The organism is Caulobacter sp. Root343 (assembly GCF_001425745.1).
GTDB lineage: Bacteria > Pseudomonadota > Alphaproteobacteria > Caulobacterales > Caulobacteraceae > Caulobacter.
In genome coordinates this window covers 25,947-48,546 of sequence record NZ_LMDF01000008.1, presented here as the reverse complement: position 1 = coordinate 48,546, position 22,600 = coordinate 25,947, and the positions used below count along the sequence as shown (strand labels likewise).

The 22,600-nt window shown below is 68.0% G+C and carries 19 protein-coding genes; 11 read left to right on the top strand and 8 right to left on the bottom strand.

Features of this window, described 5'->3' with window-relative positions:
• The first annotated feature begins 15 nt into the window (after positions 1–15).
• The 5 genes from sucC (at position 16) to ASC70_RS18560 (ending at position 6,965) form a co-directional block, all read left to right on the top strand.
• Positions 16–1,215, top strand: a complete 1,200-nt coding sequence (sucC, locus tag ASC70_RS18580; RefSeq protein ID WP_047406414.1) for an ADP-forming succinate--CoA ligase subunit beta — start codon at positions 16–18, stop codon at positions 1,213–1,215.
• Positions 1,216–2,100, top strand: coding sequence for a succinate--CoA ligase subunit alpha (gene sucD / locus ASC70_RS18575; protein ID WP_047406411.1), 885 nt, complete (start codon positions 1,216–1,218; stop codon positions 2,098–2,100).
• 176 nt (positions 2,101–2,276) lie between these two features.
• Positions 2,277–5,240, top strand: coding sequence for a 2-oxoglutarate dehydrogenase E1 component (locus tag ASC70_RS18570; protein WP_056053037.1), 2,964 nt, complete (start codon positions 2,277–2,279; stop codon positions 5,238–5,240).
• Positions 5,241–5,299: 59 nt separating this feature from the next.
• Positions 5,300–6,523 carry a 2-oxoglutarate dehydrogenase complex dihydrolipoyllysine-residue succinyltransferase gene (gene odhB / locus ASC70_RS18565; protein ID WP_056053034.1) on the top strand — a complete coding sequence of 408 codons (1,224 nt, stop codon included), beginning with the start codon at positions 5,300–5,302 and terminating at the stop codon, positions 6,521–6,523.
• A 97-nt stretch (positions 6,524–6,620) separates the two neighbouring features.
• A complete protein-coding gene (locus ASC70_RS18560; protein ID WP_056053032.1) occupies positions 6,621–6,965 on the top strand; it encodes a DUF3088 family protein in 345 nt (114 codons plus the stop codon).
• Here ASC70_RS18560 and ASC70_RS18555 read toward each other — a convergent pair.
• Positions 6,962–7,645, bottom strand: coding sequence for an AcvB/VirJ family lysyl-phosphatidylglycerol hydrolase (locus ASC70_RS18555; protein ID WP_056053029.1), 684 nt, complete (start codon positions 7,643–7,645; stop codon positions 6,962–6,964). The genes ASC70_RS18560 and ASC70_RS18555 overlap by 4 nt on opposite strands.
• A gap of 263 nt (positions 7,646–7,908) precedes the next feature.
• Here ASC70_RS18555 and lpdA point away from each other — a divergent pair, with 263 nt between their 5' ends.
• Together lpdA and ASC70_RS18545 are read left to right on the top strand one after the other, a co-directional pair.
• Positions 7,909–9,309, top strand: a complete 1,401-nt coding sequence (lpdA, locus tag ASC70_RS18550; RefSeq protein WP_056053027.1) for a dihydrolipoyl dehydrogenase — start codon at positions 7,909–7,911, stop codon at positions 9,307–9,309.
• An 89-nt stretch (positions 9,310–9,398) separates the two neighbouring features.
• Positions 9,399–9,863 carry a hypothetical protein gene (locus tag ASC70_RS18545; RefSeq protein WP_056053025.1) on the top strand — a complete coding sequence of 155 codons (465 nt, stop codon included), beginning with the start codon at positions 9,399–9,401 and terminating at the stop codon, positions 9,861–9,863.
• Here the strand turns inward: ASC70_RS18545 and ASC70_RS18540 are convergent.
• The 5 genes from ASC70_RS18540 to ASC70_RS18525 all read right to left on the bottom strand — a co-directional run bounded on the left by ASC70_RS18540 (position 9,860) and on the right by ASC70_RS18525 (position 14,534).
• Positions 9,860–10,432, bottom strand: a complete 573-nt coding sequence (locus tag ASC70_RS18540; RefSeq protein WP_200939197.1) for an alpha-ketoglutarate-dependent dioxygenase AlkB — start codon at positions 10,430–10,432, stop codon at positions 9,860–9,862. The two genes, ASC70_RS18545 and ASC70_RS18540, sit on opposite strands and share 4 nt — an antisense overlap.
• Before the next feature lie 8 nt (positions 10,433–10,440).
• Entirely contained in the window at positions 10,441–10,596 is a 156-nt protein-coding gene (locus ASC70_RS25100; protein ID WP_156136746.1) for a hypothetical protein, read from the bottom strand.
• A gap of 160 nt (positions 10,597–10,756) precedes the next feature.
• Positions 10,757–12,769 (bottom strand): methyl-accepting chemotaxis protein, encoded by a 2,013-nt coding sequence (locus tag ASC70_RS18535; protein WP_056053020.1) that lies wholly within the window; start codon positions 12,767–12,769, stop codon positions 10,757–10,759.
• Positions 12,770–12,915: 146 nt separating this feature from the next.
• Positions 12,916–13,860 carry a tyrosine recombinase XerC gene (locus ASC70_RS18530; RefSeq protein ID WP_056053017.1) on the bottom strand — a complete coding sequence of 315 codons (945 nt, stop codon included), beginning with the start codon at positions 13,858–13,860 and terminating at the stop codon, positions 12,916–12,918.
• The gene (locus ASC70_RS18525) at positions 13,857–14,534 is read right to left on the bottom strand and encodes a DUF484 family protein (RefSeq protein WP_056053014.1); all 678 of its coding nucleotides are present in this window, start codon (positions 14,532–14,534) and stop codon (positions 13,857–13,859) included. Before ASC70_RS18525 ends, ASC70_RS18530 begins: the two co-directional genes overlap by 4 nt.
• A 67-nt stretch (positions 14,535–14,601) precedes the next feature.
• Here ASC70_RS18525 and ASC70_RS18520 point away from each other — a divergent pair, with 67 nt between their 5' ends.
• Entirely contained in the window at positions 14,602–16,824 is a 2,223-nt protein-coding gene (locus tag ASC70_RS18520; protein ID WP_255355043.1) for a primosomal protein N', read from the top strand.
• 134 nt (positions 16,825–16,958) lie between these two features.
• Entirely contained in the window at positions 16,959–18,002 is a 1,044-nt protein-coding gene (gene pstS, locus ASC70_RS18515) for a phosphate ABC transporter substrate-binding protein PstS (RefSeq protein WP_056053012.1), read from the top strand.
• Between the two features lie 126 nt (positions 18,003–18,128).
• Here pstS and ASC70_RS18510 read toward each other — a convergent pair whose 3' ends face one another.
• Together ASC70_RS18510 and ASC70_RS18505 are read right to left on the bottom strand one after the other, a co-directional pair.
• Positions 18,129–19,712: an MDR family MFS transporter gene (locus tag ASC70_RS18510; RefSeq protein WP_056053001.1), complete on the bottom strand. Its 1,584-nt coding sequence runs from the start codon at positions 19,710–19,712 to the stop codon at positions 18,129–18,131.
• Positions 19,713–19,785: 73 nt separating this feature from the next.
• Positions 19,786–20,574 carry a TerC family protein gene (locus tag ASC70_RS18505; protein WP_047406384.1) on the bottom strand — a complete coding sequence of 263 codons (789 nt, stop codon included), beginning with the start codon at positions 20,572–20,574 and terminating at the stop codon, positions 19,786–19,788.
• 139 nt (positions 20,575–20,713) lie between these two features.
• Between ASC70_RS18505 and ASC70_RS18500 the strand changes: the two genes are divergently transcribed.
• Together ASC70_RS18500 and ASC70_RS18495 are read left to right on the top strand one after the other, a co-directional pair.
• On the top strand, positions 20,714–21,811 hold the full coding sequence (locus ASC70_RS18500) for an acyltransferase (protein ID WP_056052997.1): 1,098 nt from the start codon (positions 20,714–20,716) through the stop codon (positions 21,809–21,811).
• A gap of 67 nt (positions 21,812–21,878) precedes the next feature.
• Positions 21,879–22,580 carry a CHAP domain-containing protein gene (locus ASC70_RS18495; protein WP_047406379.1) on the top strand — a complete coding sequence of 234 codons (702 nt, stop codon included), beginning with the start codon at positions 21,879–21,881 and terminating at the stop codon, positions 22,578–22,580.
• Positions 22,581–22,600 lie beyond the last annotated feature (20 nt).

Here is a 22,600-nt window from a genome sequence, read left to right as displayed (position 1 = left end):
CGAGACCGGGCCCTCATGAACATCCACGAACATCAAGCCAAAGCCGTACTCGCCGAGTTCGGCGCTCCCGTGCCGCGCGGCTTCGCCGCCTTCACGCCCGATGAAGCCGCCGCCGCCGCCGAAAAGCTCGGTACGTCGGTCTTCGTCGTGAAGAGCCAGATCCACGCCGGTGGCCGTGGCAAGGGCAAGTTCGAGGGCCTGGGCCCCGACGCCAAGGGCGGCGTCCGCGTCGTCAAGTCGGTCGAAGAGGTCCGCCTCAACGCCGAGGAAATGCTCGGCCGCGTGCTGGTGACCCACCAGACCGGCCCCAAGGGCAAGCAGGTCAACCGCCTCTACATCGAAGAAGGCGCGGCGATCGCCAAGGAATTCTACCTGTCGCTGCTGGTCGACCGGGCCTCGAGCAAGGTCTCGGTGGTCGCCTCGACCGAAGGCGGCATGGACATCGAGGACGTCGCCCATTCGACGCCCGAGAAGATCCACACCTTCACCATCGACCCGGCGACCGGCGTGTGGCCGACCCATCACCGCGCCCTGGCCAAGGCCCTGGGCCTGACCGGCGGCCTGGCCAAGGAAGCCGCCTCGCTGCTGAACCAGCTGTATACGGCGTTCATGGCCAAGGACATGGCCATGCTGGAGATCAACCCGCTGATCGTGACGGCGGATGATCACCTGAAGGTGCTGGACGCCAAGCTGTCGTTCGACGGCAACTCGCTGTTCCGCCACGCCGACATCAAGGCGCTGCGCGACGAGAGCGAAGAAGACCCCAAGGAAATCGAAGCGTCGAAGTACGACCTGGCCTACATCGCCCTCGACGGCGAAATCGGCTGCATGGTCAACGGCGCGGGCCTGGCCATGGCCACCATGGACATCATCAAGCTGTACGGCGCCGAGCCGGCCAACTTCCTGGATGTCGGCGGCGGCGCCTCGAAGGAGAAGGTCACCGCGGCCTTCAAGATCATCACCGCCGATCCGGCCGTGAAGGGCATCCTGGTCAACATCTTCGGCGGCATCATGCGCTGCGACATCATCGCGGAAGGCGTCATCGCCGCCGTGAAGGAAGTGGGCCTGCAGGTCCCGCTGGTCGTCCGCCTGGAAGGCACCAACGTCGAACTCGGCAAGAAAATCATCTCGGAAAGCGGCCTGAACGTCATCGCCGCCAACGATCTGTCTGACGGCGCCGAGAAGATCGTCGCCGCTGTGAAGGGCGCCCGCTAAATGTCGGTTCTGATCGGTTCCCACACCAAGGTCATCTGCCAGGGCATCACCGGCGCCCAAGGCACGTTCCACTCCGAACAAGCCATCGCCTACGGCACCAAGATGGTCGGCGGCGTCACCCCCGGTAAGGGTGGCCAGACCCATATCGGCCTGCCCGTGTTCGACACCGTCGCCGAAGCCAAGGATCGCACCGGCGCCGACGCCTCGGTGATCTACGTCCCGCCGCCCTTCGCGGCCGACTCGATCCTGGAAGCCATCGACGCCGAGATCCCGCTGATCATCTGCATCACCGAGGGCATCCCGGTGCTGGACATGGTCAAGGTCAAGAAGGCCCTGCAAGGCAGCAAGTCGCGCCTGATCGGCCCGAACTGCCCGGGCGTCCTGACGCCCAACCAGTGCAAGATCGGCATCATGCCGGGTTCGATCTTCTCGGCGGGCTCGGTCGGCGTCGTATCGCGTTCGGGCACCCTGACCTACGAAGCCGTGTTCCAGACCACCAACGCCGGCCTCGGCCAGACGACCGCCGTCGGCATCGGCGGCGACCCGGTCAAGGGCACCGAGTTCATCGACATCCTGGAACTGTTCCTGGCCGACGAAGCCACCAAGTCGATCGTCATGATCGGTGAAATCGGCGGCGCGGCCGAAGAAGAAGCCGCTCAGTTCATCAAGGACGAAGCCAAGCGCGGCCGCAGCAAGCCCATGGTCGGCTTCATCGCCGGTCGCACGGCCCCTCCGGGCCGTCACATGGGCCACGCCGGCGCGATCGTGTCGGGCGGCAAGGGCGGCGCCGAGGACAAGATCGCGGCGATGGAAGACGCGGGCATCCGCGTCTCGCCGTCGCCGGCCAAGCTGGGCGAGACCCTGCTGGAAGTGCTCAAAGGCTAAATAGACACCGAAACCCCGCCCCCCCGCGGGGCCCAGGTTTTTTGCGACCGCCAGTCGACGATCCGAAAAAATCACCTGGGCCCCGTCAAGCGACGGGCGCCGGGGTGATTGAGAGACTATATTTACGGGCTTCCGGTACCGGTCCCGTAGACAAAGCGGATCTAAGGCGAAGAACGATGGCGGACGACGCAGGCATCATCAATCAGGTCTTGACCGAGACCTCGTTCCTCTACGGCGCCAATGCGGCGTTCGTCGAAGACCTCTACGCCCAGTGGGCGGAGAGCCCCGGCTCGGTAGAACCCTCGTGGAACGCCTTCTTCGCCAGCCTGCAGGAGCAGGCCGACAACGTTAAACGCGCCGCCCAGGACCCGACCTGGACGCCCAAGAAGGTGCCGTCGGTCCGCCCGGACTGGCTGTCAGCCTTGGACGGCCAGTGGGCCAGCGTCGCCCCCGCCGTCGAAGCCAAGGTCGCCAAGGCGATCGAGGGCAAGGCTCCCGGTTCTTCGGCCGAAGCCGTCCGCGCCGCCACGCTGGACAGCCTGCGCGCCATCATGATGATCCGGGCCTACCGGATGCGCGGCCACCTTGCCGCCAATCTCGACCCGCTGGGCCTGGAGCCGCCGAAGCCCGCCCCGGAACTGGATCCGGCCACCTACGGCTTCTCGGACGCCGACTACGACCGTCCGATCTTCCTCGACTTCGTGCTGGGGCTCGAGACCGCCTCGATCCGCGAGATCCTGTCGATCGTCCGCCGCACCTACTGCGGCAATGTCGGCGTGCAGTACATGCACATCTCCGACCCGAACGAGAAGGCCTGGCTGCAGGAGCGCATCGAGGGCCGCGACAAGGAGATTTCGTTCTCCAAGGAGGGCAAGGTCGCCATCCTGAAGAAGCTGATCGAGGCCGAGGGCTTCGAACGCTTCCTGCACAAGCGCTTCCCCGGCACCAAGCGCTTCGGCCTCGACGGCGGCGAAGCCCTGGTCCCGGCCATGGAGCAGATCATCAAGCGCGGCGGCGCGCTGGGCGTGAAGGACATCGTCCTGGGCATGCCGCACCGCGGCCGCCTGAACGTGCTGGCCGCCGTGATGGGCAAGCCCTACCACGTGATCTTCCACGAGTTCCAAGGCGGTTCGTCGGTCCCCTCGGACGTCGAGGGCTCGGGCGACGTGAAGTACCACATGGGCGCCTCGTCGGACCGTGAGTTCGACGACAACAAGGTCCACCTGTCGCTGACCGCCAACCCGTCGCACCTGGAAATCGTCAACCCGGTCGTGATCGGCAAGGCGCGCGCCAAGCAGGCCTTCGCCCTGCGCGAGCAGCCCGACGCCGGCCGCGGCCACGTCCTGCCGCTGCTGCTGCACGGTGACGCCGCCTTCGCCGGCCAGGGCGTGGTGGCCGAGTGCTTCACCCTGTCGGGCCTGAAGGGCTACCGCACGGGCGGCACCATCCACTTCATCGTCAACAACCAGATCGGCTTCACGACCAGCCCGCGCTACTCGCGCAGCTCGCCGTATCCCTCGGACGTCGCTCTGATGGTCGAGGCCCCGATCTTCCACGTGAACGGCGACGATCCCGAAGCCGTGGTTTTCGCCGCCAAGGTCTCGACCGAATATCGCCAGATGTTCGGCAAGGACGTGGTCATCGACATGTTCTGCTATCGTCGCTTCGGTCACAACGAAGGCGACGACCCGACCATGACGTCGCCGCTGATGTACGCGAAGATCAAGGGTCACCCGCCGACCCGCGAACTCTACGCCAACCGTCTGATCGCCGAGGGCGTGATCACCCAGACGGAGTCGGACGGCTGGGTCACCGAATTCGAGACCTTCCTCGACAAGGAATTCGACGCCGGCAAGAGCTACAAGGCCAACAAGGCCGACTGGCTGGACGGCAAGTGGGCCGGCCTGGCCCTGCCGGTCGACGAGGACCGTCGCGGCAAGACCGATTTCCCGGGCACTCGCCTGCTGGAGATCGGCCGCCAGATCACCACCATTCCGGACCGCATCAACGCCCACAAGACCGTCAAGCGCGCCATCGACAACCGCCGCGAGGCGATCGAAAAGGGCGAGGGCATCGACTGGGGCACGGCCGAGCACCTGGCCTTCGGCACCCTGCTCGACGAGGGCTTCCCGGTCCGCCTGTCGGGCCAGGACTCGGTGCGCGGCACCTTCACCCAGCGCCACTCCGACGTCGTCGACCAGACGACCGAGGAGCACTACACGCCGCTGAACAACATCCGTAGCGGCCAGGCGCACTACGAAGTGATCGACTCGGCTCTGTCGGAAGAGGCGGTGCTGGGCTTCGAATACGGCTTCTCGCTGGCCGACCCGAACACCCTGACCCTGTGGGAAGGCCAGTTCGGCGACTTCGTGAACGGCGCCCAGGTGGTGATCGACCAGTTCATCAGCTCGGGTGAGCGCAAGTGGCTGCGGATGAGCGGCCTCGTGATGCTGCTGCCGCACGGCTACGAGGGCCAGGGCCCCGAGCACAGCTCGGCGCGCCTTGAGCGCTTCCTGCAGTCGTGCGCCGAAGACAACATGCAGGTCATCAACTGCACGACCCCGGCCAACTACTTCCACGCGCTGCGTCGTCAGATGAAGCGCGAGTTCCGCAAGCCGCTGATCGTGATGACGCCCAAGAGCCTGCTGCGCCACAAGCGCGCCGTCTCGAACCTGGCCGACTTCACCGAAGGTTCGACCTTCCACCGCGTGATGGTGGACGGCGCCGAGGCCGGCTGCGACGTCGGCGGGATCACGCTGAAGAGCGACGATCAGATCAAGCGTGTCGTCATCTGCTCGGGCAAGGTCTATTTCGATCTGGTCGACCAGCGCGCCAAGACCGGCCGCGACGACGTCTATCTGCTGCGCCTGGAGCAATTCTATCCGTGGCCGATGAAGTCGCTGATGCAGGTGCTGAGCCGCTTCAAGAACGCCGACCTGGTCTGGTGTCAGGAAGAGCCCAAGAACATGGGCGGCTGGACCTTCGTCGATCCGTGGCTGGAACTGACGCTCGACAAGCTGGACATCAAGGCCAAGCGCGCCCGCTATGTGGGCCGTCCCGCCTCGGCCTCGACGGCCGCGGGCCTGATGAGCCGCCACCTGAAAGAACTCGAGACCTTCCTCAACGAGGCTTTCGCGTAAGCGTCGCCCCGTAAGACTAGAAACCCGCCGGACCAAGCAAGAAAGACTCGGAAAGCCCCATGGCCGACATCATGACCCCCGCCCTCGGCGAATCCGTCACGGAAGCGACGGTCGCTCGCTGGACCAAAAAGGCCGGGGAGGCCGTGAAGAAGGACGAGATCCTCGTCGAGCTGGAAACCGACAAGGTCAGCCTGGAGGTCGCGTCGCCGGCCGACGGCGTCCTGTCGGCGATCGGCGCCGAGGAAGGCGCGACCGTCGTTCCGGGCACGATCCTGGGCGTGGTCAGCGAAGGCGCGACCGCTTCGGCCGCTCCGGCCGCCGCCGCGCCGAAGGCCGCCGAGGCGCCGAAGCCGGCCCCTGCGCCGACCCCGGCTCCGGCCCCCGCTGCTGCGGCTCCGGCCGCCGCCGCGCCGGTCAGCCCGGCTCCGGCCCGCATCGCCGCCGAGACGGGTCTCGACCTGTCGAAGGTCGCGGGCACCGGCAAGGACGGCCGTGTGACCAAGGGCGACGCGCTCGCCGCTCTGGAAGCCCGCGCCTCGGCGCCTGCCCCGGCCGCCGCCCCCGCCGCGCCGCGCGCCCTGCACGAGCGCGAGGAACGCGTGAAGATGACGCGCCTGCGTCAGACGATCGCCCGTCGCCTGAAGGAAGCCCAGAACACCGCCGCCATGCTGACGACCTTCAACGAGGTCGACATGACCGCGGTGATGGCGCTGCGCGGCCAGTACAAGGACGTGTTCGAAAAGCGTCACGGCGTGAAGCTGGGCTTCATGTCCTTCTTCACCAAGGCCGTCGTCGCCGCGCTGAAGTCGGTTCCGGACGTCAATGCCGAGATCGACGGCACGGACATCGTCTACAAGAACCACTACGACATCGGCGTCGCCGTCGGCACCGACAAGGGCCTGGTGGTTCCGGTCGTCCGTGACGCCGACGCCCTGAACCTGGCCGAGATCGAAAAGGCCATCGGGGCGCTGGGCAAGAAGGCCCGCGACGGCCAGCTGTCGATCGAGGACATGCAAGGCGGCACCTTCACGATCACCAACGGCGGCATCTATGGCTCGCTGATGTCGACGCCGATCCTGAACGCGCCGCAGTCGGGCATCCTGGGCATGCACGCCATCAAGGAACGCCCGATGGTCGTGGCCGGCAAGATCGAGATCCGGCCGATGATGTACCTGGCCCTGTCCTACGACCACCGCGTGGTCGACGGCGCCGGCGCCGTGACCTTCCTGGTCAAGGTCAAGGAAGCCCTGGAAGACCCGCAGCGCCTGCTGCTGGACCTCTAAAAGAGCTACGAGAAGCCCGCCCACCGGCGGGCTTCTTCGCTTCGACGGTCCCGTGCGCTATGCGTCGGGGCCGTTTTTCGTTTCGGGAGCCCGCGTCATGGCCAAGGACACGCTCTATCTGCTGCCGATGGGCTTCGACAAGGACGGCCAGCGGCGCTTCTGCCCGGATTGCGCGATGATGGAAGGCTACCTGGCCGCCTATCCGCAACTGCGCGAGGTCCTCGACATCGTCCGCGTCGACTATGCCCGCCCGCGTGCGGCCCTGGTCGAACGCCTCGGCGAAGAACACCAGAACGCCCCGACCCTGATCCTGGCGGAGCCCGCCCCAGACGCCGGTCCGCATGGCGAGATTCAGTCCGCCAACGGCCTCAGCTTCCTCACCGACGCCCGCCCGATCACCCGCTATCTGGCGACCAAGCACGGCCTGGCCGCGCCGCTCTAGCGGCTGGCCCTCAGCACCGCGTCGCCCAGGGTGGCGTAGTCGCCGTTGAAGTGGTGGCCGCCGGGCAGGCGGATCTTGGCGACCTCGGTGTCGGGCAGGGTGGGGCAGATGTCCGCCCGCTCCTTGTCGCCATAGACGCAGGTGATCTTGACGCCCTTCAGCGCGTCGATCGCGGGGCGCACGGGGAAGGAATCGCGCGCCGCCAGGTTCAGCCAGCTGGCCGGATGAAACATGAGGTCGCCGCTCGGGCCGGTCCCGATCAGCACGACATGGCTGACCTGGGCGCGGAGGTCGTCCGGCAGGAGCGGCAGGATCGCCGGCAGAGCGTCGGCGCCGAACGAATAGCCGATCAGCACCACGGTCTTGCGGCCCCACAGGCCCTCGTAGGCGCGCAGAGCGCTCGCCAGATCCTCGGCCGCGCCGGCGGGCGAGCGCCGCGTACGGAAATAGGTCAGGGAGTTGACGCCCACCGTCGGCACGCCGTTGTCGGCCAGATGGCGCGCCAGCTTCTCGTCCAGGGCGCCCCAGCCGCCGTCGCCCGAATAGAGCACCGCCAGGGTGTCGCCCGCCTTGCCGCTGGTGATCGGGATCTGGCTGATGCTCGCCGGCGCGGGCAACGGCGCGCCCGCGGTCAGGACCAGGGCGGCGAGGGCGATGGCGGGGCGGAGGCGCGAGGTCATATCGACATGACGCCACCGAGCCGTGGCGCTCTCCGGGCGCTACGGTGTTCGCTCTGTGGCCAAGCTCGCGGGGACGGTGGGACGCATCTCCGATGCGAACCGCCCGTTCTCCTTGATTTTCAAGGTCTGGACGTCGAAAGCGGGTTCCGTTCTGGACCGCTTGCCTCTAAGGAACACGCGCCTCCAGAGGTCTGACAATGTGGCCGGCGAGGCCCCATATTTTGTCCGGCGCCGCTCCCGGCGCGTCCTGAAGGCGAAGACCCATGGCTCAGTACGACGTCGTCATCATCGGTGGCGGTCCCGGCGGCTACAACGCGGCCATCCGCGCCGGCCAGCTGGGTCTGAAGACCGCCATCGTCGAAGGCCGCGGCAAGCTGGGCGGCACCTGCCTGAACGTCGGCTGCATGCCCTCGAAGGCCCTGCTGCACGCTTCGGAATATTACGAAGCCGCGGCCGGCGGCGAGTTCGCCAAGCTGGGCATCGAGGTCAAGCCGAAGCTGAACCTCGTGCAGATGATGGCCCAGAAATCCGAGAGCGTCGAAGCCCTGACCAAGGGCGTCGAGTTCCTGATGAAGAAGAACAAGGTCGACTACGTGAAGGGCTGGGGCCGCATCGACGGCGCCGGTAAGGTCGTGGTCAAGGCCGAGGACGGTTCGGAAACCACCCTCGAGACCAAGAACATCGTCATCGCCACCGGCTCGGAGCCGACCCCGCTGCCGGGCGTGACGATCGACGACAAGCGCATCATCGACTCGACCGGCGCCCTGTCGCTGCCGGAAGTGCCCAAGAGCCTGGTCGTGGTCGGCGCCGGCGTCATCGGCCTGGAGCTGGGCTCGGTCTGGAAGCGCCTGGGTGCGGAAGTCACCGTCGTCGAGTTCCTGGACCGCATCCTGCCGGGCACCGACCTGGAAGTGGCCAACGCCTTCCAGAAGATCCTGACCAAGCAGGGCTTCAAGTTCCAGTTGGGGGCCAAGGTCACCGGCGCCGAGGCCTCGGCCAAGGGCGTCAAGCTGACCCACGAACCGGTCGCCGGCGGCGCCGCCGTGACGATCGAAGCCGACTACGTGCTGGTCGCCATCGGCCGTCGTCCGTTCACCCAAGGCCTGGGCCTGGAGAGCGTCGGCATCACGCCGGACAAGCGCGGCGTCATCGCCAACAACCACTACAAGACCGGCGTCGACGGGGTTTGGGTGATCGGCGACGTGACCTCGGGTCCGATGCTGGCCCACAAGGCCGAGGACGAGGCCGTGGCCTGCATCGAGATGATCGCGGGCAAGGCCGGCCACGTGAACTACGACATCATCCCGGGCGTCATCTACACCAAGCCGGAAGTCGCCACGGTCGGCAAGACCGAGGAGGACCTCAAGGCCGCGGGGATCGCCTACAAGGTCGGCAAGTTCCCGTTCCTGGCCAACAGCCGCGCCAAGATCAACCACGAGACCGACGGCTTCGTGAAGGTGCTGGCCGACGCCAAGACCGACCGCATCCTGGGCGCCCACGCCGTGGGTCCCAACGTCGGCGACATGATCGCCGAGATCTGCGTGGCCATGGAGTTCGGCGGCGCCTCGGAAGACGTCGCCCGCACTTGCCACCCGCACCCGACCCGCTCGGAAGCCTTCCGCCAGGCGGCGATGGGCGTCGAAGGCTGGACGATGCAGGCCTAAGAGGGCCAAGCGTAACAGGCCTTAACGATAGTTGATGACCGCGTTCGTCAATCGGACGTAGAGTGGCGGGGTTCCTCTGGAGCCCCGCCATGCTTTTGTCCGCCCTGACCCTCGCCGCCATGCTGCAAGCCGCGCCCTTGGCCGCGCCCATGGCCACGTCGGTGGCCATCCCGCAGGCTGCTCCCGTGGTCGGCCTGAAGGGCTATCTGCTCCAGCGAAAGCCGTTCAATACGGCCGACCAGGTGGATCAACTGAGGATCCCTCTTGCCAAGCGCGCTCACCGGATGAGCCCCGAGGCGGCGCTGGCCTTGGCCGCCCGTCGCTCGGCGACGCCGCGACAGTTCAAGCTGGCGCCACCGCGGCGGCCGCTGAACTTCGTGCGCGGTCCGCAGATGGCGAACTGCGAAAACCACGGCCTTGAGCGCGCCGGCCATCCCGAGGCGCTGCAGGCTCAGCCGCTGTCGAAGATGCCCAGGGCGCATGGCGAACGCGCCGTGGCTCGCCTGGTCGATGGTTGCCCGGTGGCCGTGCTGATCGCTCAACGGGCGCCCTAGGCCCGCGTTCGAAACGTCACCGAATAGCGCCGCGTCTCCAGCGGCGGGATGCTGTGCTCCCACGCCGTTCGCGACGGTCCGGTGAGCAGATAGGCCGAGCGCGGCGCGGCCTCGAAGGCCCGACGCTCCCAGCCGTCGCCCACCTTGCGCCGGAGACGAAACCGGCACGGCGTCAGCAGCGACACCCCCGCCACCTCGCCGAACTCCGGCCGGTCGCGATGCCAGCCGATGACCGCGCCGGGTTCGTACAGCGATACGAGAACCTGCTCGAACGCCTCGGGCGCCTGGCCCGCGAAGGCGGCGACCTTGGCCCGCAAGGGGAGCAGGAAGTCCGGGATCGGCGTGGTCTGATCCAGGCTGCGCCGACCGAAATCGTAGCGCCAGCCGAACGACACCACCTGGCGATGGCCGGTATAGCCGTGGAACTCGAACGGCTTGAACGGCAGGGTCTCGAAGCGGGCCGCCAGGTCGCGTTCCTCTTCGACCGTGATCAGGTCGGGCCGGTAGCGCAGGCCTTCCGGCAGGTCGGGCGGCGGCGGCAGGGCGAACAGGTCGGGTTGGAGCGGCATGACGCCGATCATCGCGCCTTGGGAGTCTTGGCGCGGCGGGACGAAATCGCCAGCGCCACGGTCGCCGCGCCCAGCACGCCCAGGGTCAGCCAGTCCACGACCGTCGAGCCGAGGGAAAGCGCTGAACGCGAGGGAGCGGCGAGGGCTTTGGCGAGGCGGGGCACGGCGAGGATCCGTTGGTGATCTACCAGATGGAGCGTCGCCGCGGCGCTCCCGGTTCCGGCCAAAAAAGAAAATGACCCCGCCTGAGGGGGGCGGGGCCATTCGCTTCGAGGGGAGGACCCCGTCGGCTGGACGGGGCTTACGCTTACTAAACTTGGGCGGTCAGAACTCTTCCCAGTCTTCGCTGACGGGCTGGGCGGAGCCGCCGCGGGCGCTTTGGGCGAAGCTGGCCAGCTTGGCCTGGACGGCGGCGACCGGGTTGGCGCCGGGACGGCTGGTCGAGCTGGCCAAGGCCGGGCCTCGGCTAGGCGCCGGGGCGGCCGGGCGTGACGGGGCCGGGGCGGCCGGACGGCGCGTCGAGCGGGTCGAGGCGCTGGCGTTGGCCGAAGCGCCGCTCACCTGGAAGCGCGAGATCATCTGCATCAGGTTGCCGGCCTCGCCCTTGAGGGCGTGGGAGGCGGCGGTCGATTGCTCGACCATGGCGGCGTTCTGCTGGACGGTCTGGTCCATCTGGTTGACGGCGGCGTTGACCTGGTTGAGGCCGGTGGCCTGCTCCTGGCCCGAAGCGGCGATCTCGCCGACCAGGGCGTCGATTTCGCCGACCTTGCCGACGATGGCCTGCAGGGCCTCGCCGGTCTGGCCGACCATGCTGACGCCTTGGTTGACCTGCTGGCTGGAGGTCGAGATCAGGGTCTTGATTTCCTTGGCCGCGTCGGCCGAGCGCTGGGCCAGCGCCCGAACTTCCTGGGCGACGACGGCGAAGCCGCGGCCCGCGTCGCCAGCCCGCGCGGCCTCGACGCCGGCGTTCAGGGCCAAAAGGTTGGTCTGGAAGGCGATCTCGTCGATGACGCCGATGATCTGGCTGATCGACTGCGACGACTTCTCGATCTGGTTCATGGCCTCGACGGCGTTGCGGACCACGACGCTGGAGCGTTCGGCGTCGGTGCGGGTCGAACCCACCACCTTGGCGGCTTCCAGGGCGCCGGCCGACGAGCGCTTCACCGTGGCGGTGATCTCGTCCAGGGCGGCGGCGGTCTCTTCCAGGCTGGCGGCCTGCTGTTCGCTGCGGCGCGACAGGTCGTCGGCGGCCGAGGCGATCTCGTCCGAGCCGGCGCCGATGCCGTTGGCGGCGTGGACGATGGTGCTCATCGCCTCTTCCAACTGGGCGATGGCGCCGTTGAAATCCATCTGCAGGCGCTTGTAGGCCTCCGGGAACTCCTGCGCGAGGCGGTAGGTCAGGTCGCCGTCCGACAGGCGGGTCAGGCCGCCGGCGATGGCTTCCATGACGAAGGCCTGCTCCTTGGCGGAGGCTTCGGCGATCTCCTGGTTGCGGCGACGCTCGGCTTCCGTCTCGGCGGTGGCGCGCTGCTGGGCGGCTTCGGCGGTGCGCAGCGCCACGGCGTTGTCCTTGAACACCTGGACCGAGCGGGCCATCGCGCCGACCTCGTCCTTGCGCTCGGCGCCCCGGACCTCGACGTCGATCGAGCCTTGGGCGAGGACTTCCATGGTCTTGGCGGTGGCGACCAGGGGCGCGGCGATCTTCTTGGAGCCGATCCACAGGGCCAGCATCAGGGCGCCGCCAGCGGCGATCAGGCCGAACAGGATCGAGAACGTGGTCCCTGCGGCGGCTTCCTTGGAGGCCTTGTCGACCATCTTCTTCGTCTCGGCCACGTGCTGCTCGTTGTAGGCCAGGACATCCTCGGTCAGCTTGGCGATGTCCGGATCGATGCCGACCATCATCATCTTGGCGGCGTCGTTCATGTTCTGCAGGCCCATGTCGGCGCCGTTGCGGGCGGCGGCGTAGATCTTGTCGAGGCGGGCGCCGAACGCGGCCATGGTCTTGGCGCTGGCGGGATCGGCGGCCTTGACCTTGTCCAGGGCCTTCTTGGCCGCCTTGTAGTCGGCGTCCAGGTCCTCGCTGGCGTCCTTGGCCTCGGCCGAGGCGCCGTCGTACGACAGGGTGCGATAGGTCGCGTAGCCGATGGCCGAGATCCGGCGGTTGAAGCGCGAGGTCTCCAGCTCGGCCGGGGCGCGCTGCTGGACGAGGATTTTCGTATTGGCCTCGATCTTTCGCGACTCCACGGCCCCGAGACCGACGATCACCAGGGCGATCAGCGTCAGGATGATGGCCGGCAGCGCCACCTTGGTGGAGATCTTCAGGTCGTCGAACTTCATCGGAGGCCTCGTTGAACATCGCGTCTCGCGATTGGCGAAAAGCGTGCGTTTTCGAGATCAGGAGGGGGCTCGCGCCGTAAAATCGCGGTTAATGCGGAGCTTATAACGCCGTTTCGCGACACTCGGCCGCAGTTGGGCAGTCGCGTTCAGGCCTTCGGATGCGCGGCCTGGTAGGCGGCCAGAAGACCGGCGGCGTCGACCTGGGTGTAGCGCTGGGTGGTCGACAGCGAAGCGTGGCCCAGCAGGTCCTGGATCGCCCGCAGGTCGGCGCCGGCCCCCAGCAGGTGGGTGGCGAAGGCGTGGCGGAAGGCGTGCGGGGTCACCCGGTCGGAGAGGCCCAGGCGTCCGCGCAGGGTCTGGACCAGGGCCTGGACGTGCCGAGGCGACAAGGGGCCGCCCCGCTTGGCGCGGAACAGGGGCTCGTCGGGGCCCAGCACGAACGGCAGCTCGTTGACATAGACGTCGACCGCCTCGCGCACGGCGTCCAGCACGGGGGTGATGCGGGTCTTGCCGCCCTTGCCGGTGATGCGCAGCGAAGCGCCAAGCGGCGCGTCGGACCAGGTCAGGGACAGCGCCTCGGAGATCCGCAGGCCGCAGCCCCACAGCAGGGTCAGCACCGCCTCGTCGCGGGCGGTTTCCCACGGATCGCGCTCAAGGTCGTCGGCGGCCTCGGCGATCAGGTCGCGGGCCTGGTCCTCGGAGACGGGACGCGGCAGGCCGATCTTCAGGCGCGGACCGCGCACCAGCTCGACGGCGGCGTTGGCCACGCCATGGCGCTGGTCGAGATAGCGGTGGAAGGCGCGGATCGAGGACAAGGCCTGGGAGATCGAGCGCGGGGCCAGGGCGTTCTCGCCCTGCCGTCGAAAGGCCAGGTAGCCGCGCAGGTCGGCGGCCGAGACCTGGCCCATGGCGGCGAGACTCGGCGTCTCGCCCCCCTCTTCACCACCGAAGTGGCGCTCGAGGAAGTTCAGATAGGCCAGGACGTTGTCGCCATAGGCCCGCACCGTGCGCGGCGAGGCCCGGCGCTCCAGCGTCAGGTAGTCCAGCCAGGCGGCGTAGGCCTGGCGGGCGCTCCCGACGCTCGCGGTCATAGCACTGGCCAGCGTTCGGCCGTGCGCTCGACCACCCGGGCCAGGAAGTTGACCAGTTCGGCGCCCATGTCCGGCGTGAAGCCTTCGGGGTCGGTCGAGCCGAAGGCGATCAGGGCCTCGCGACGCGGCTCCCAGACGGCCATGCGGACCAACGCCATGCTGCGGATGGTCTCCATCCTGTCGCCGAACAGCGGCAGGGCCGGGGCGAAGAAGCCCATGCGGGCGATCGGAGCGTCGGCCAGGATCATGTCGACCTGACCCTCGGCCAAGGCGTACCAGCCGGCCGGGACGCGGCTGGGGCCTTCCAGCGCCATTACCCCGGCGGCCAGGCCGAACCGCTTGATCGACATCTCGTCGACACGGCGGGCCAGGTCCGAATGGTTGCGGGCGTCGAGCATGTCGATCACCGCCGCGTGGGTCTGGGCCTGGGCCGAGAAGTTGGCGCGGGCGTTGGCCTCGATCGCCTGGCGAACGCTGGCCTCGCGCTTGTGGGCGGCGGCGGCCTTGGCCAGGGCGGCGGGACCGAAGTCGATGATGTTGCCGGCGGCGATCTTCAGGCCCAGTTCGCCCAGCAGGCCCTCGTCATGGCGCAGGAATTCCGGCTCGGTGCGCAGGAAGTCGCGGACGCTCTCCGGGTCGACGGCCTTCTTGGTCGCTCGCGTCGCGTCGCTCATTCGTCGTCCCCACCGGTTACTAGCACTGGAGGTAGATGAAGCGGCAAGGACGGTTAACACCCGCTTGATGACGTTCGCCGCCGGTCCTCTCGACCTGGGGACGGTTTCGCGGCAGAAGCATCGCACCATGCCGCGTATCGCTTCCGTCCTGCTGCCGATGCCGTTGCCGGAAGCCTTCGACTACGCCGAGCCGGAGGGTCTGGACCTGCGGCCGGGCGACCACGTGACCGTGCCGCTGGGGCCGCGCGTGATTCGCGGGGTGGTCATGGCCGTGCGCGACGGAAGCGGCGGCAACCGGCCGCTGAAGCCGGTGCTGGAGCGGGTGGATGATCCGCCCCTGCCGCCCGGCGTGCTGACCTTCGTGGAATGGGCCGCGCGCTATTCGGTCGATCTGCCCGGCTGGCCGCTGGCCATGGCCCTGCGCGGCCTGCGCCATCCGCCGCCCAAGCCCGACAAGGTGCTGGTCCTGACCGGGAGCCAGCCCGCTCGCATGACTCCGGCCCGGCTGAAGGTGCTGGCCGCCGCCGAGGGGCGGAAGCTCTCGGGCGCCGCCCTGGCCTCGGCCGCGGGGGTCTCGGCCGGCGTGGTGAAGGGGCTGGTCGACGAGGGCGCGCTGGCCGTCGATTTCGTCGAGCCCGAGCGTGGCTTGCCCCAGCCCGACCTCTCCCTGCCGCCGCGCGACCTCAACCCCGGCCAGGCGGCCTGCGTCGAGGTGCTGGCCGAGATGCTGCACGCCGGCGGCTTCCAGGCGGCGCTGCTGGACGGCGTGACCGGCTCGGGCAAGACCGAGGTCTATCTGGAAGCCGTGGCCGCCGCCCTGGCCGAGAGCCCGGACTCCCAGGTGCTGGTGCTGCTGCCCGAGATCGCCCTGACCCAGGCCGTGCTGGCCCGCTTCGAGCAGCGGTTCGGGGCGCTGCCGGCCGAGTGGCACTCCGGCGTCTCGCCGCCGCGCCGCCGCCAGGTCTGGGAGGCCGTGGCCAGCGGCGACGCCCGCATCGTGGTCGGGGCCCGCTCGGCCCTGTTCCTGCCGTTCAAGGGCCTGCGCCTGGTCGTGGTCGACGAGGAGCACGACAGCTCGTTCAAGCAGGAAGAGGGCTTCATCTACCAGGCCCGCGACCTGGCCGTGGCCCGCGCCAAGATCGAGGGGGCCAGCGTCCTGCTGGCCTCGGCGACCCCGTCCTTGGAGAGCCTGTTCAACGCCCAGGCCGGCCGCTACCGCTGGCTGCGGCTGTCGGCTCGCCATGGCGCGGCCCAGCTGCCCGACATCGACCTGGTCGACATGCGCCAGACGCCGCCGGAGCCCGGCCGCTGGCTGTCGCCGCCGCTGATCAAGGCCATGGCCGTGACCCTGCAGCGCGGCGAGCAGGCCATGCTGTTCCTGAACCGGCGGGGCTATGCGCCGCTGGTGCTGTGCCGGGCCTGCGGCGAGAAGATGAAGTCGCCCGACACCGACAGCTGGCTGGTCGAGCACCGCTATACCGGCCGACTGGTCTGCCACCTGACCGGCTTCTCGATGAAGAAGCCCGAGGCCTGCCCGCACTGCGGGGCCAAGGACAGCCTGGTCTCGATCGGTCCGGGGGTGGAGCGGGTCGAGGAAGAGGCGCGGCATATCTTCCCGGACGCCCGGGTGGCGGTGTTCTCGTCCGACACGGTGATGGACGCCGAGGCGGCCAGGACCCTGGTGGCCAGCATGGCGGCCGGCGAGATCGACATCCTGGTCGCCACCCAGGCGGCGGCCAAGGGCCACAACTTCCCGAACCTGACCCTGGTGGGGGTGGTCGACGCGGACCTCAGCTTACGCGGCGGCGATCTGCGGGCCGGCGAGCGGACCTTCCAACTGCTGGCCCAGGCGGCCGGCCGGGCGGGGCGGCACGAGAAGCCGGGGCGGGCCCTGCTGCAGACCTATTCGCCCGACCATGCGGTGATGCAGGCCCTGAAGGCCCAGGACCGCGACGCCTTCATCGAGGCCGAGATGGGCATGCGCCAGGACGCCGGCCTGCCACCGTTCGGACGTCTCGCGGCGGTGATCGCCTCGGGGCCGGACGCGGCCGCCTTGGAATCCTATGTCGAGGCCCTGGCCGCGGTGATCCCCAACGCCGAGGGGGTCGAGGTGTTCGGCCCCGCCGACGCGCCGCTGTCGCTGGTGCGCGGCCGCCGGCGCAAGCGGTTCCTGGTCCGCGCCGATCGTACTGTCGACCTGCAGGGCTTCATGGCCGCCTGGCGAGCCCGGGCCAAGGTCCCGAACTCGGTGCGCGTGGTGATCGACGTGGATCCCTACAGCTTCCTCTAGGCTTTCAGCCAAGCTCTGCGGCCTCGCGCCACATTCCCCTGCGGCAGGCGGACGCCCAAGGTCCGGGCCCCGACGATGCGAGCAACGCATCGCGGAACCGGGCTCGCGCCCCAAGGCAAGTCGGAGAAAGCGCTATGAAGTCGCTCGTTGCATCGGTGGCGTTCGTGTTGAGTTTGGCCGTGGCCGGCTCCGTCGCCGCCCAGACGGCTCCGGCTCCGGCTCCGGCTCCGGCTCCGGCTCCGGGCCTATCGGGGTCTGGCGGTTCGATCCAGTCGCCGCTGTTCAAGGCCTGGATCGCCGACTACCAGAAGGCCGGAGGCGAGCCGATCGCCTATACGGGCCAGAACTCGGCCTTCGGCATCAGCCAGATCGAGAGCAAGGCCGCCGACTTCGGCGTCACCGCCATGCCGCTGTCCGACGCCGACCTGAAGACCAAGGGCCTGTCGCAATTCCCCTTCGTGATCAGCGGCACCGTGCTGGTCACCAATGTCCCGGGTCTGGAGAGCGGCAAGCTGCGCATGGACGCGGCGACCCTGGCGGCGATCTTCCTGGGCAAGGTCACCAAGTGGAACGACCCGGCCTTGAAGACCCTCAATCCGGGCCTGGATCTGCCGGACTGGCCGATCACCGTGGCCCACCGCACCGACCCGGCCAGCATGAGCCTGCTGCTGACCAGCTATCTGTCGGCCGTCAGTCCCGAGTGGAAGGCCGGCCCCGGCGCGGGCGAGACCGTGGCCTGGCCGATCGGCCTGGGCGGCAAGGGCAATGCCGGGATCAGCGAGATCATGTCCGGCACCATGGGCACGATCAGCTATGTCGAATACGCCTACGCCCTGGATCACAAGCTGGACCTGGTGGCGCTGAAGAACCGCGACGGGGCGTTCGTGACGCCGTCGCCGGCGGCCTTCTCGGCCTTCGCCAACAGCGCGCCGTGGACGGCGACCAAGGGCTTCGGCGTCCAGACCCTGGATCGTCCGGGCAAGGCGACCTGGCCGCTGGTGCTGGTCAGCTATGGCCTGCTGCGCGATGACGCCGCGCCCGACCGGGCCAAGCGCGTGCGCGACTTCTTCGGCTGGGGCTACGCCAACGGCGACGCCGACATCGTCAAGCTGGGCTACGCGCCCGTGCCGGCCCCGGTGAAGGCGGCGGTGCAGGCCAAGTGGAAGGCGGCGAAGTAGGGGCCGCTAAACAATTCTGTCATCCCGGAAGCCTCGCAGAGGCTATCCGGGACCGCCGGAAGCGCGGAGCCTGCGGCGGTCCCGGCTCTCCGCTGCGCTGCGGTCGGGATGACAGGGAAGATCCCCTCAGTTCGTCGGCTCGGCCTTGTCCAGGGTCGGCGCGCCCGGCGCCGGTTGGCGTGAGCGCAGGGGCAGGGCGGGAATGAAGAAGATGGTCACGAGGCCCGCCGCGATCACGAACAGGGCCGCGACCATCACGCCGCTGACCGCGTGGACCAGGGCCTCCTGCAGCACCGGATCGGCGTGGGCGGCCTGGCCGGTGGCGGCGGCCTTGACGGCCATGCCCTCCAGCTTGCCCAGGTCGAGACCGCCGCCCGGCAGGCTGGCCAGGCGGGCGGTCAGCATCGTGCCGGCCAGGGCCGCGCCGACGGTCGAGCCGATCTGACGGAAGAACTGGTTGGAGCTGGTGGCCACGCCGATGTCGCGCGGGTCGACAGCGTTCTGGGTGGCGATGTTGAACAGGCTCTGACCGGGGCCAAGGCCCAGGCCCACGAAGGCCAGCAGCAGACACAGCAAGGGCAGGCTGTGGATCTTCGACAGGTCGTGCAGCAGGAACACCGAGACCAGCAGCACGGACGCGCCGCCGATCATGAACGGCTTGTACTTGCCGGTCTTGCTGACCAGCTGGCCGGCGATCGTGCTGCCGATGATCAGGCCGGCCATCAGCGGCAGCATGGTCATGCCGCTGACCGTGGCCGGCACGCCGCGGCCCAGCTGCAGGAACAGCGGCAGGAACATCACCACGCCCATGAAGGCCATCGAGATCAGGAAGCCGGCGGTGTTGGCGGTGGTGAACACCTGGTTCTGGAACAGGTGCATCGGCAGGATCGGGTTGGAGACCTTGGTCTCGACCACCACGAAGGCGGCCAGGGAGACGGCGGCCAGAGCGAATAGCGAAAGGCTCTGCGGCGAGCGCCAGGCGAAGTTGTGGCCGCCCAGGCTAAGCGCCAGCAGCAGCGGCACGAAGGCGGCGATCAGCAGGGCCGCGCCCAGGAAGTCGATCTTGCCCGAGCGGCGATGCTCCAGCGGCGGCATCTTGACGATGACCATGAACAGCGAAAGCAGGGACAGCGGCAGGTTGACGTAGAACACCCAGCGCCAGCCGGCGACCATGTGGGTCCCGATCTGCACCGTGCCGTGGTCGGTGAAATAGCCGCCGATGATCGGCCCCAGCACGCTGGCCAGGCCGAACACCGAGCCGAAGATGCCGGCGAACTTGCCCCGCTCGCGCGGCGGATACAGGTCGGCGATGATCGCGAAGGCGGTGGTGAACAGGGCGCCGCCGCCGATGCCCTGCATGGCGCGGAACACGATCAGCTGCACCATGCCCGGCACGCCCAGGATGGTCCCGAACTCGCCCGAGATCCCCGACAGCCACGAGCCGGCCAGGAAGATGGTGATGCCGGTGATCAGCACCGGCTTGCGGCCGAAGATGTCGCCCAGCTTGCCCCAGATCGGCACCATCACCGTCGAGGTCAGCAGATAGGCCGTGGTCACCCACGAATAGAGATTGAGGCCGTTCAGCTCGGAGATGATCCGCGGCATGGCCGTGGACACGATGGTCTGGTCCAGCGCGCTGAGCAGAAAGACGATCATCAGCGCCGCCAGGGTCAGGCGGCGCTCGGCGTCGGTGAAGGTCTGGGAGGTCATCAGGGCCCTGAAGCGTGATAGCCGGAACCGACTACCACGCTCCAAACGCCGGAAGTAGAGGCTCGTTCGCCCCCTAGTGGTCTTTCTTCGGGCCGCGCTTGCGGGCCAGCATGTTCAGGCCCTCGACGCCGGCCGAGAACGCCATGGCGGTGTAGATGTAGCCCTTGGGAACATGGGCGCCGAAGCCCTCGGCGATCAGGACGGTGCCGATCATCAGCAGGAAGCCGAGCGCCAGCATCACCACCGTCGGATTGTTGTTGATGAAGTTGCCCAGCGGGTCGGCGGCCAGCAGCATGGCGGCGACGGCGATGATCACGGCGGTGACCATGATCGGCAGGTGATCGGTCATGCCGACGGCGGTCAGGATCGAGTCGATCGAGAACACCAGGTCCAGCAGGATGATCTGGAAGATCGCCGCGCCGACGTTCGAGATCACCACGCTGGCCTTGTCCTTCTCCAGCACGTCGTCGCTCTTGGCCGGGTCGACCGTGTGGTGGATCTCCTTGGTCGCCTTCCAGATCAGGAAGACGCCGCCGGCGATCAGGATCAGGTCGCGCCACGAGAAGGCGGTCTCGAAGCCCGGCTCGCCGTGCGATCCCACGGGGCCGACGATGCCGAGGTCGAAGACCGGGGCGGTCAGGCCGACGATGAAGGCGATGGTCGACAGCAAGACGAGGCGCATGATCAGCGCCAGCGAGATGCCGATGCGGCGCACCCTCGTGCGTTGCTCGGGCGGCAACTTGTTCGACAGGATCGAAATGAAGACCAGGTTGTCGATCCCCAGAACCACTTCCATCACCACCAGGGTCACCAAGGCGGCCCAGGCGGCCGGGTCGGCGACGAGGCTAAGGAGTTCGTTCATCGGTCCTCTCTAAGGTTATCGGACGAGCCGCTGTTTCGCGTATGCGTTCGCGTATGCATTTCACCCTAGGTGAAATAGGCGGAGAACGCCGGTCTTTCCACCGTGGGGGAGGGAAAGAGGGCCCTTAAGGATCGACGTCATGCCCGACGCCGCGCACATAAAGCCCCTGACGGCCCTCCGGTTCTTCGCCGCCTTCTGGGTGGTGCTGTTCCACTATTGGCCCAAGCTGGACGTCGGTTTCACGCCGGCGATCGCCCAAAAGGGCTATCTGGGCGTCGAGGCATTCTTCACGCTGTCGGGCTTCATCCTGTGCCACGTCTATCTGAGCGGCTTCGGGGAGGGGCGGTTCCGTTACGGCGACTTCCTGTGGAACCGGCTGGCGCGGGTCTATCCGCTGCACCTGGCCACCCTAGTCGGAGTCGGGGCCATGGCGATCGCCGGCACGATGGCGGGGCTGACCGTCGATCCGAACATCCTGGCCTGGAAGGCCCTGCCGGCCAACCTGATGCTGGTCCATGCCTGGGGCTTCGCGCCGGTGTCGGGCTGGAACCACGCCTCGTGGTCGATCTCGGCCGAATGGTTCGCCTATCTGACCTTCCCGGCCTTCGCGTTCGCCGCCTGGAAGCTGCGCGAGCGCCCCGTCGCCGCCGTGCTGGGCGCGCTGGCGATGATCGCTCTGCTCTATCCCGCCTTCGAGGCCCTGGCCGGCTTCTCGCTGACCGACGCGACCATCCAGTGGGGCGCTCTGCGCATCGTTCCGTGCTTCGCCTTCGGCTGCGCGCTGCACGCCCTGTGGCGTTCAGGACGCTTCCCGGCGCGACTCAGCGGCTACGGCGCCGCTTTATTGAGCATGGCCACGCTTGCCGCTGTGCAGTTCGGCGCCTCGGATTCGATCATTATCATGCTGATGGGGGGGCTGATTTTCATGCTCGCCACCCTCGCTTCGGACGGTTTCGAGTTTGCTGGACAGTCAGTCTTCGTCTATCTCGGCGAGATCAGCTATTCGACCTATATGATCTGCATCCCGTGGAAGATCCTGGCCATCAATGGCGCGACCAAGCTGTTCAATATCGAGGGCGACAAGTTGCCGCTTCTGATCTGGATCGGGATTGTCGCCGCCCTGGTTCCGCTGTCGGCGATCTCCTTCCATGTCATCGAAAGCCCCTGTCGGGAGCGGATGAAGACTTGGGCGCGGGGGTGGAAACAGCGCCGCTTGGCCATTACAGCTGCGACATAAACACTCTTTTCACATGTCCCTGGCAAGGTTATCCCTTAGCCCAGTGACGCGGGGGAGTACCCACAGCATGACGAAACGGACAAGGGCCCTTCTGGGTTCCCTGGCCGCTGCCGCCATGATCAGCTTTGCGCCCGTAGCGGCGAATGCTGACGGCTATTGGCAGTGCGTGCCCTTCGCCCGTCTGATGTCGGGCATTCAGATTTTCGGCGACGCCCGCACGTGGTGGTCGCAAGCCGCCGGCAAGTACGACACGGGCTCGGTCCCGAAGATCGGCTCGGTCCTCTCCTTCAAGCCCACCGCCCGCATGAACCTCGGCCACGTGGCGTTCGTCAGCCAGGTGCTCACCGACCGGGTCATCCAGGTCACCCACGCCAACTGGTCGATCATCGAAGGCGATCGCGGCCAGATCGAAAAGGACGTCACCGTCGTCGACGTCTCGCCGGAAGGCGACTGGACGCAGGTCAAGGTCTGGTACGATCCGATCCGCGACCTCGGCACCAGCGTCTATCCGACCAACGGCTTCATCTATCAGGACGCCCAGGCGACCAAGATCGCCATGGCCACCAGCAAGATCGCCATGGCCCAGAACGCCGTGGTCTCGGCTGCCAAGCAGGCGGCCAACCAGGTGGCCGCTTCGGTTCGTTCCTCGCCGCTGGACATCATCGGCCAGGCCGCGGATTCGACCGACCGTATCGCCGCCCTGATCGAGGCCGCCGCCGGTGGCGGTTCCTCCTCGAACGACACAAACAAGCAGAACGCGCCCCGTTGATTTGAGCGCGTTGACCTGAC

Coding starts and splice junctions, on each gene's coding strand:
- sucC (WP_047406414.1), top strand. CDS start 16: ATGAACATCCACGAACATCAAGCCAAAGCCGTACTCGCCGAGTTCGGC.
- sucD (WP_047406411.1), top strand. CDS start 1,216: ATGTCGGTTCTGATCGGTTCCCACACCAAGGTCATCTGCCAGGGCATC.
- ASC70_RS18570 (WP_056053037.1), top strand. CDS start 2,277: ATGGCGGACGACGCAGGCATCATCAATCAGGTCTTGACCGAGACCTCG.
- odhB (WP_056053034.1), top strand. CDS start 5,300: ATGGCCGACATCATGACCCCCGCCCTCGGCGAATCCGTCACGGAAGCG.
- ASC70_RS18560 (WP_056053032.1), top strand. CDS start 6,621: ATGGCCAAGGACACGCTCTATCTGCTGCCGATGGGCTTCGACAAGGAC.
- ASC70_RS18555 (WP_056053029.1), bottom strand. CDS start 7,645: ATGACCTCGCGCCTCCGCCCCGCCATCGCCCTCGCCGCCCTGGTCCTG.
- lpdA (WP_056053027.1), top strand. CDS start 7,909: ATGGCTCAGTACGACGTCGTCATCATCGGTGGCGGTCCCGGCGGCTAC.
- ASC70_RS18545 (WP_056053025.1), top strand. CDS start 9,399: ATGCTTTTGTCCGCCCTGACCCTCGCCGCCATGCTGCAAGCCGCGCCC.
- ASC70_RS18540 (WP_200939197.1), bottom strand. CDS start 10,432: ATGCCGCTCCAACCCGACCTGTTCGCCCTGCCGCCGCCGCCCGACCTG.
- ASC70_RS18535 (WP_056053020.1), bottom strand. CDS start 12,769: ATGAAGTTCGACGACCTGAAGATCTCCACCAAGGTGGCGCTGCCGGCC.
- ASC70_RS18530 (WP_056053017.1), bottom strand. CDS start 13,860: ATGACCGCGAGCGTCGGGAGCGCCCGCCAGGCCTACGCCGCCTGGCTG.
- ASC70_RS18525 (WP_056053014.1), bottom strand. CDS start 14,534: ATGAGCGACGCGACGCGAGCGACCAAGAAGGCCGTCGACCCGGAGAGC.
- ASC70_RS18520 (WP_255355043.1), top strand. CDS start 14,602: ATGACGTTCGCCGCCGGTCCTCTCGACCTGGGGACGGTTTCGCGGCAG.
- pstS (WP_056053012.1), top strand. CDS start 16,959: ATGAAGTCGCTCGTTGCATCGGTGGCGTTCGTGTTGAGTTTGGCCGTG.
- ASC70_RS18510 (WP_056053001.1), bottom strand. CDS start 19,712: ATGACCTCCCAGACCTTCACCGACGCCGAGCGCCGCCTGACCCTGGCG.
- ASC70_RS18505 (WP_047406384.1), bottom strand. CDS start 20,574: ATGAACGAACTCCTTAGCCTCGTCGCCGACCCGGCCGCCTGGGCCGCC.
- ASC70_RS18500 (WP_056052997.1), top strand. CDS start 20,714: ATGCCCGACGCCGCGCACATAAAGCCCCTGACGGCCCTCCGGTTCTTC.
- ASC70_RS18495 (WP_047406379.1), top strand. CDS start 21,879: ATGACGAAACGGACAAGGGCCCTTCTGGGTTCCCTGGCCGCTGCCGCC.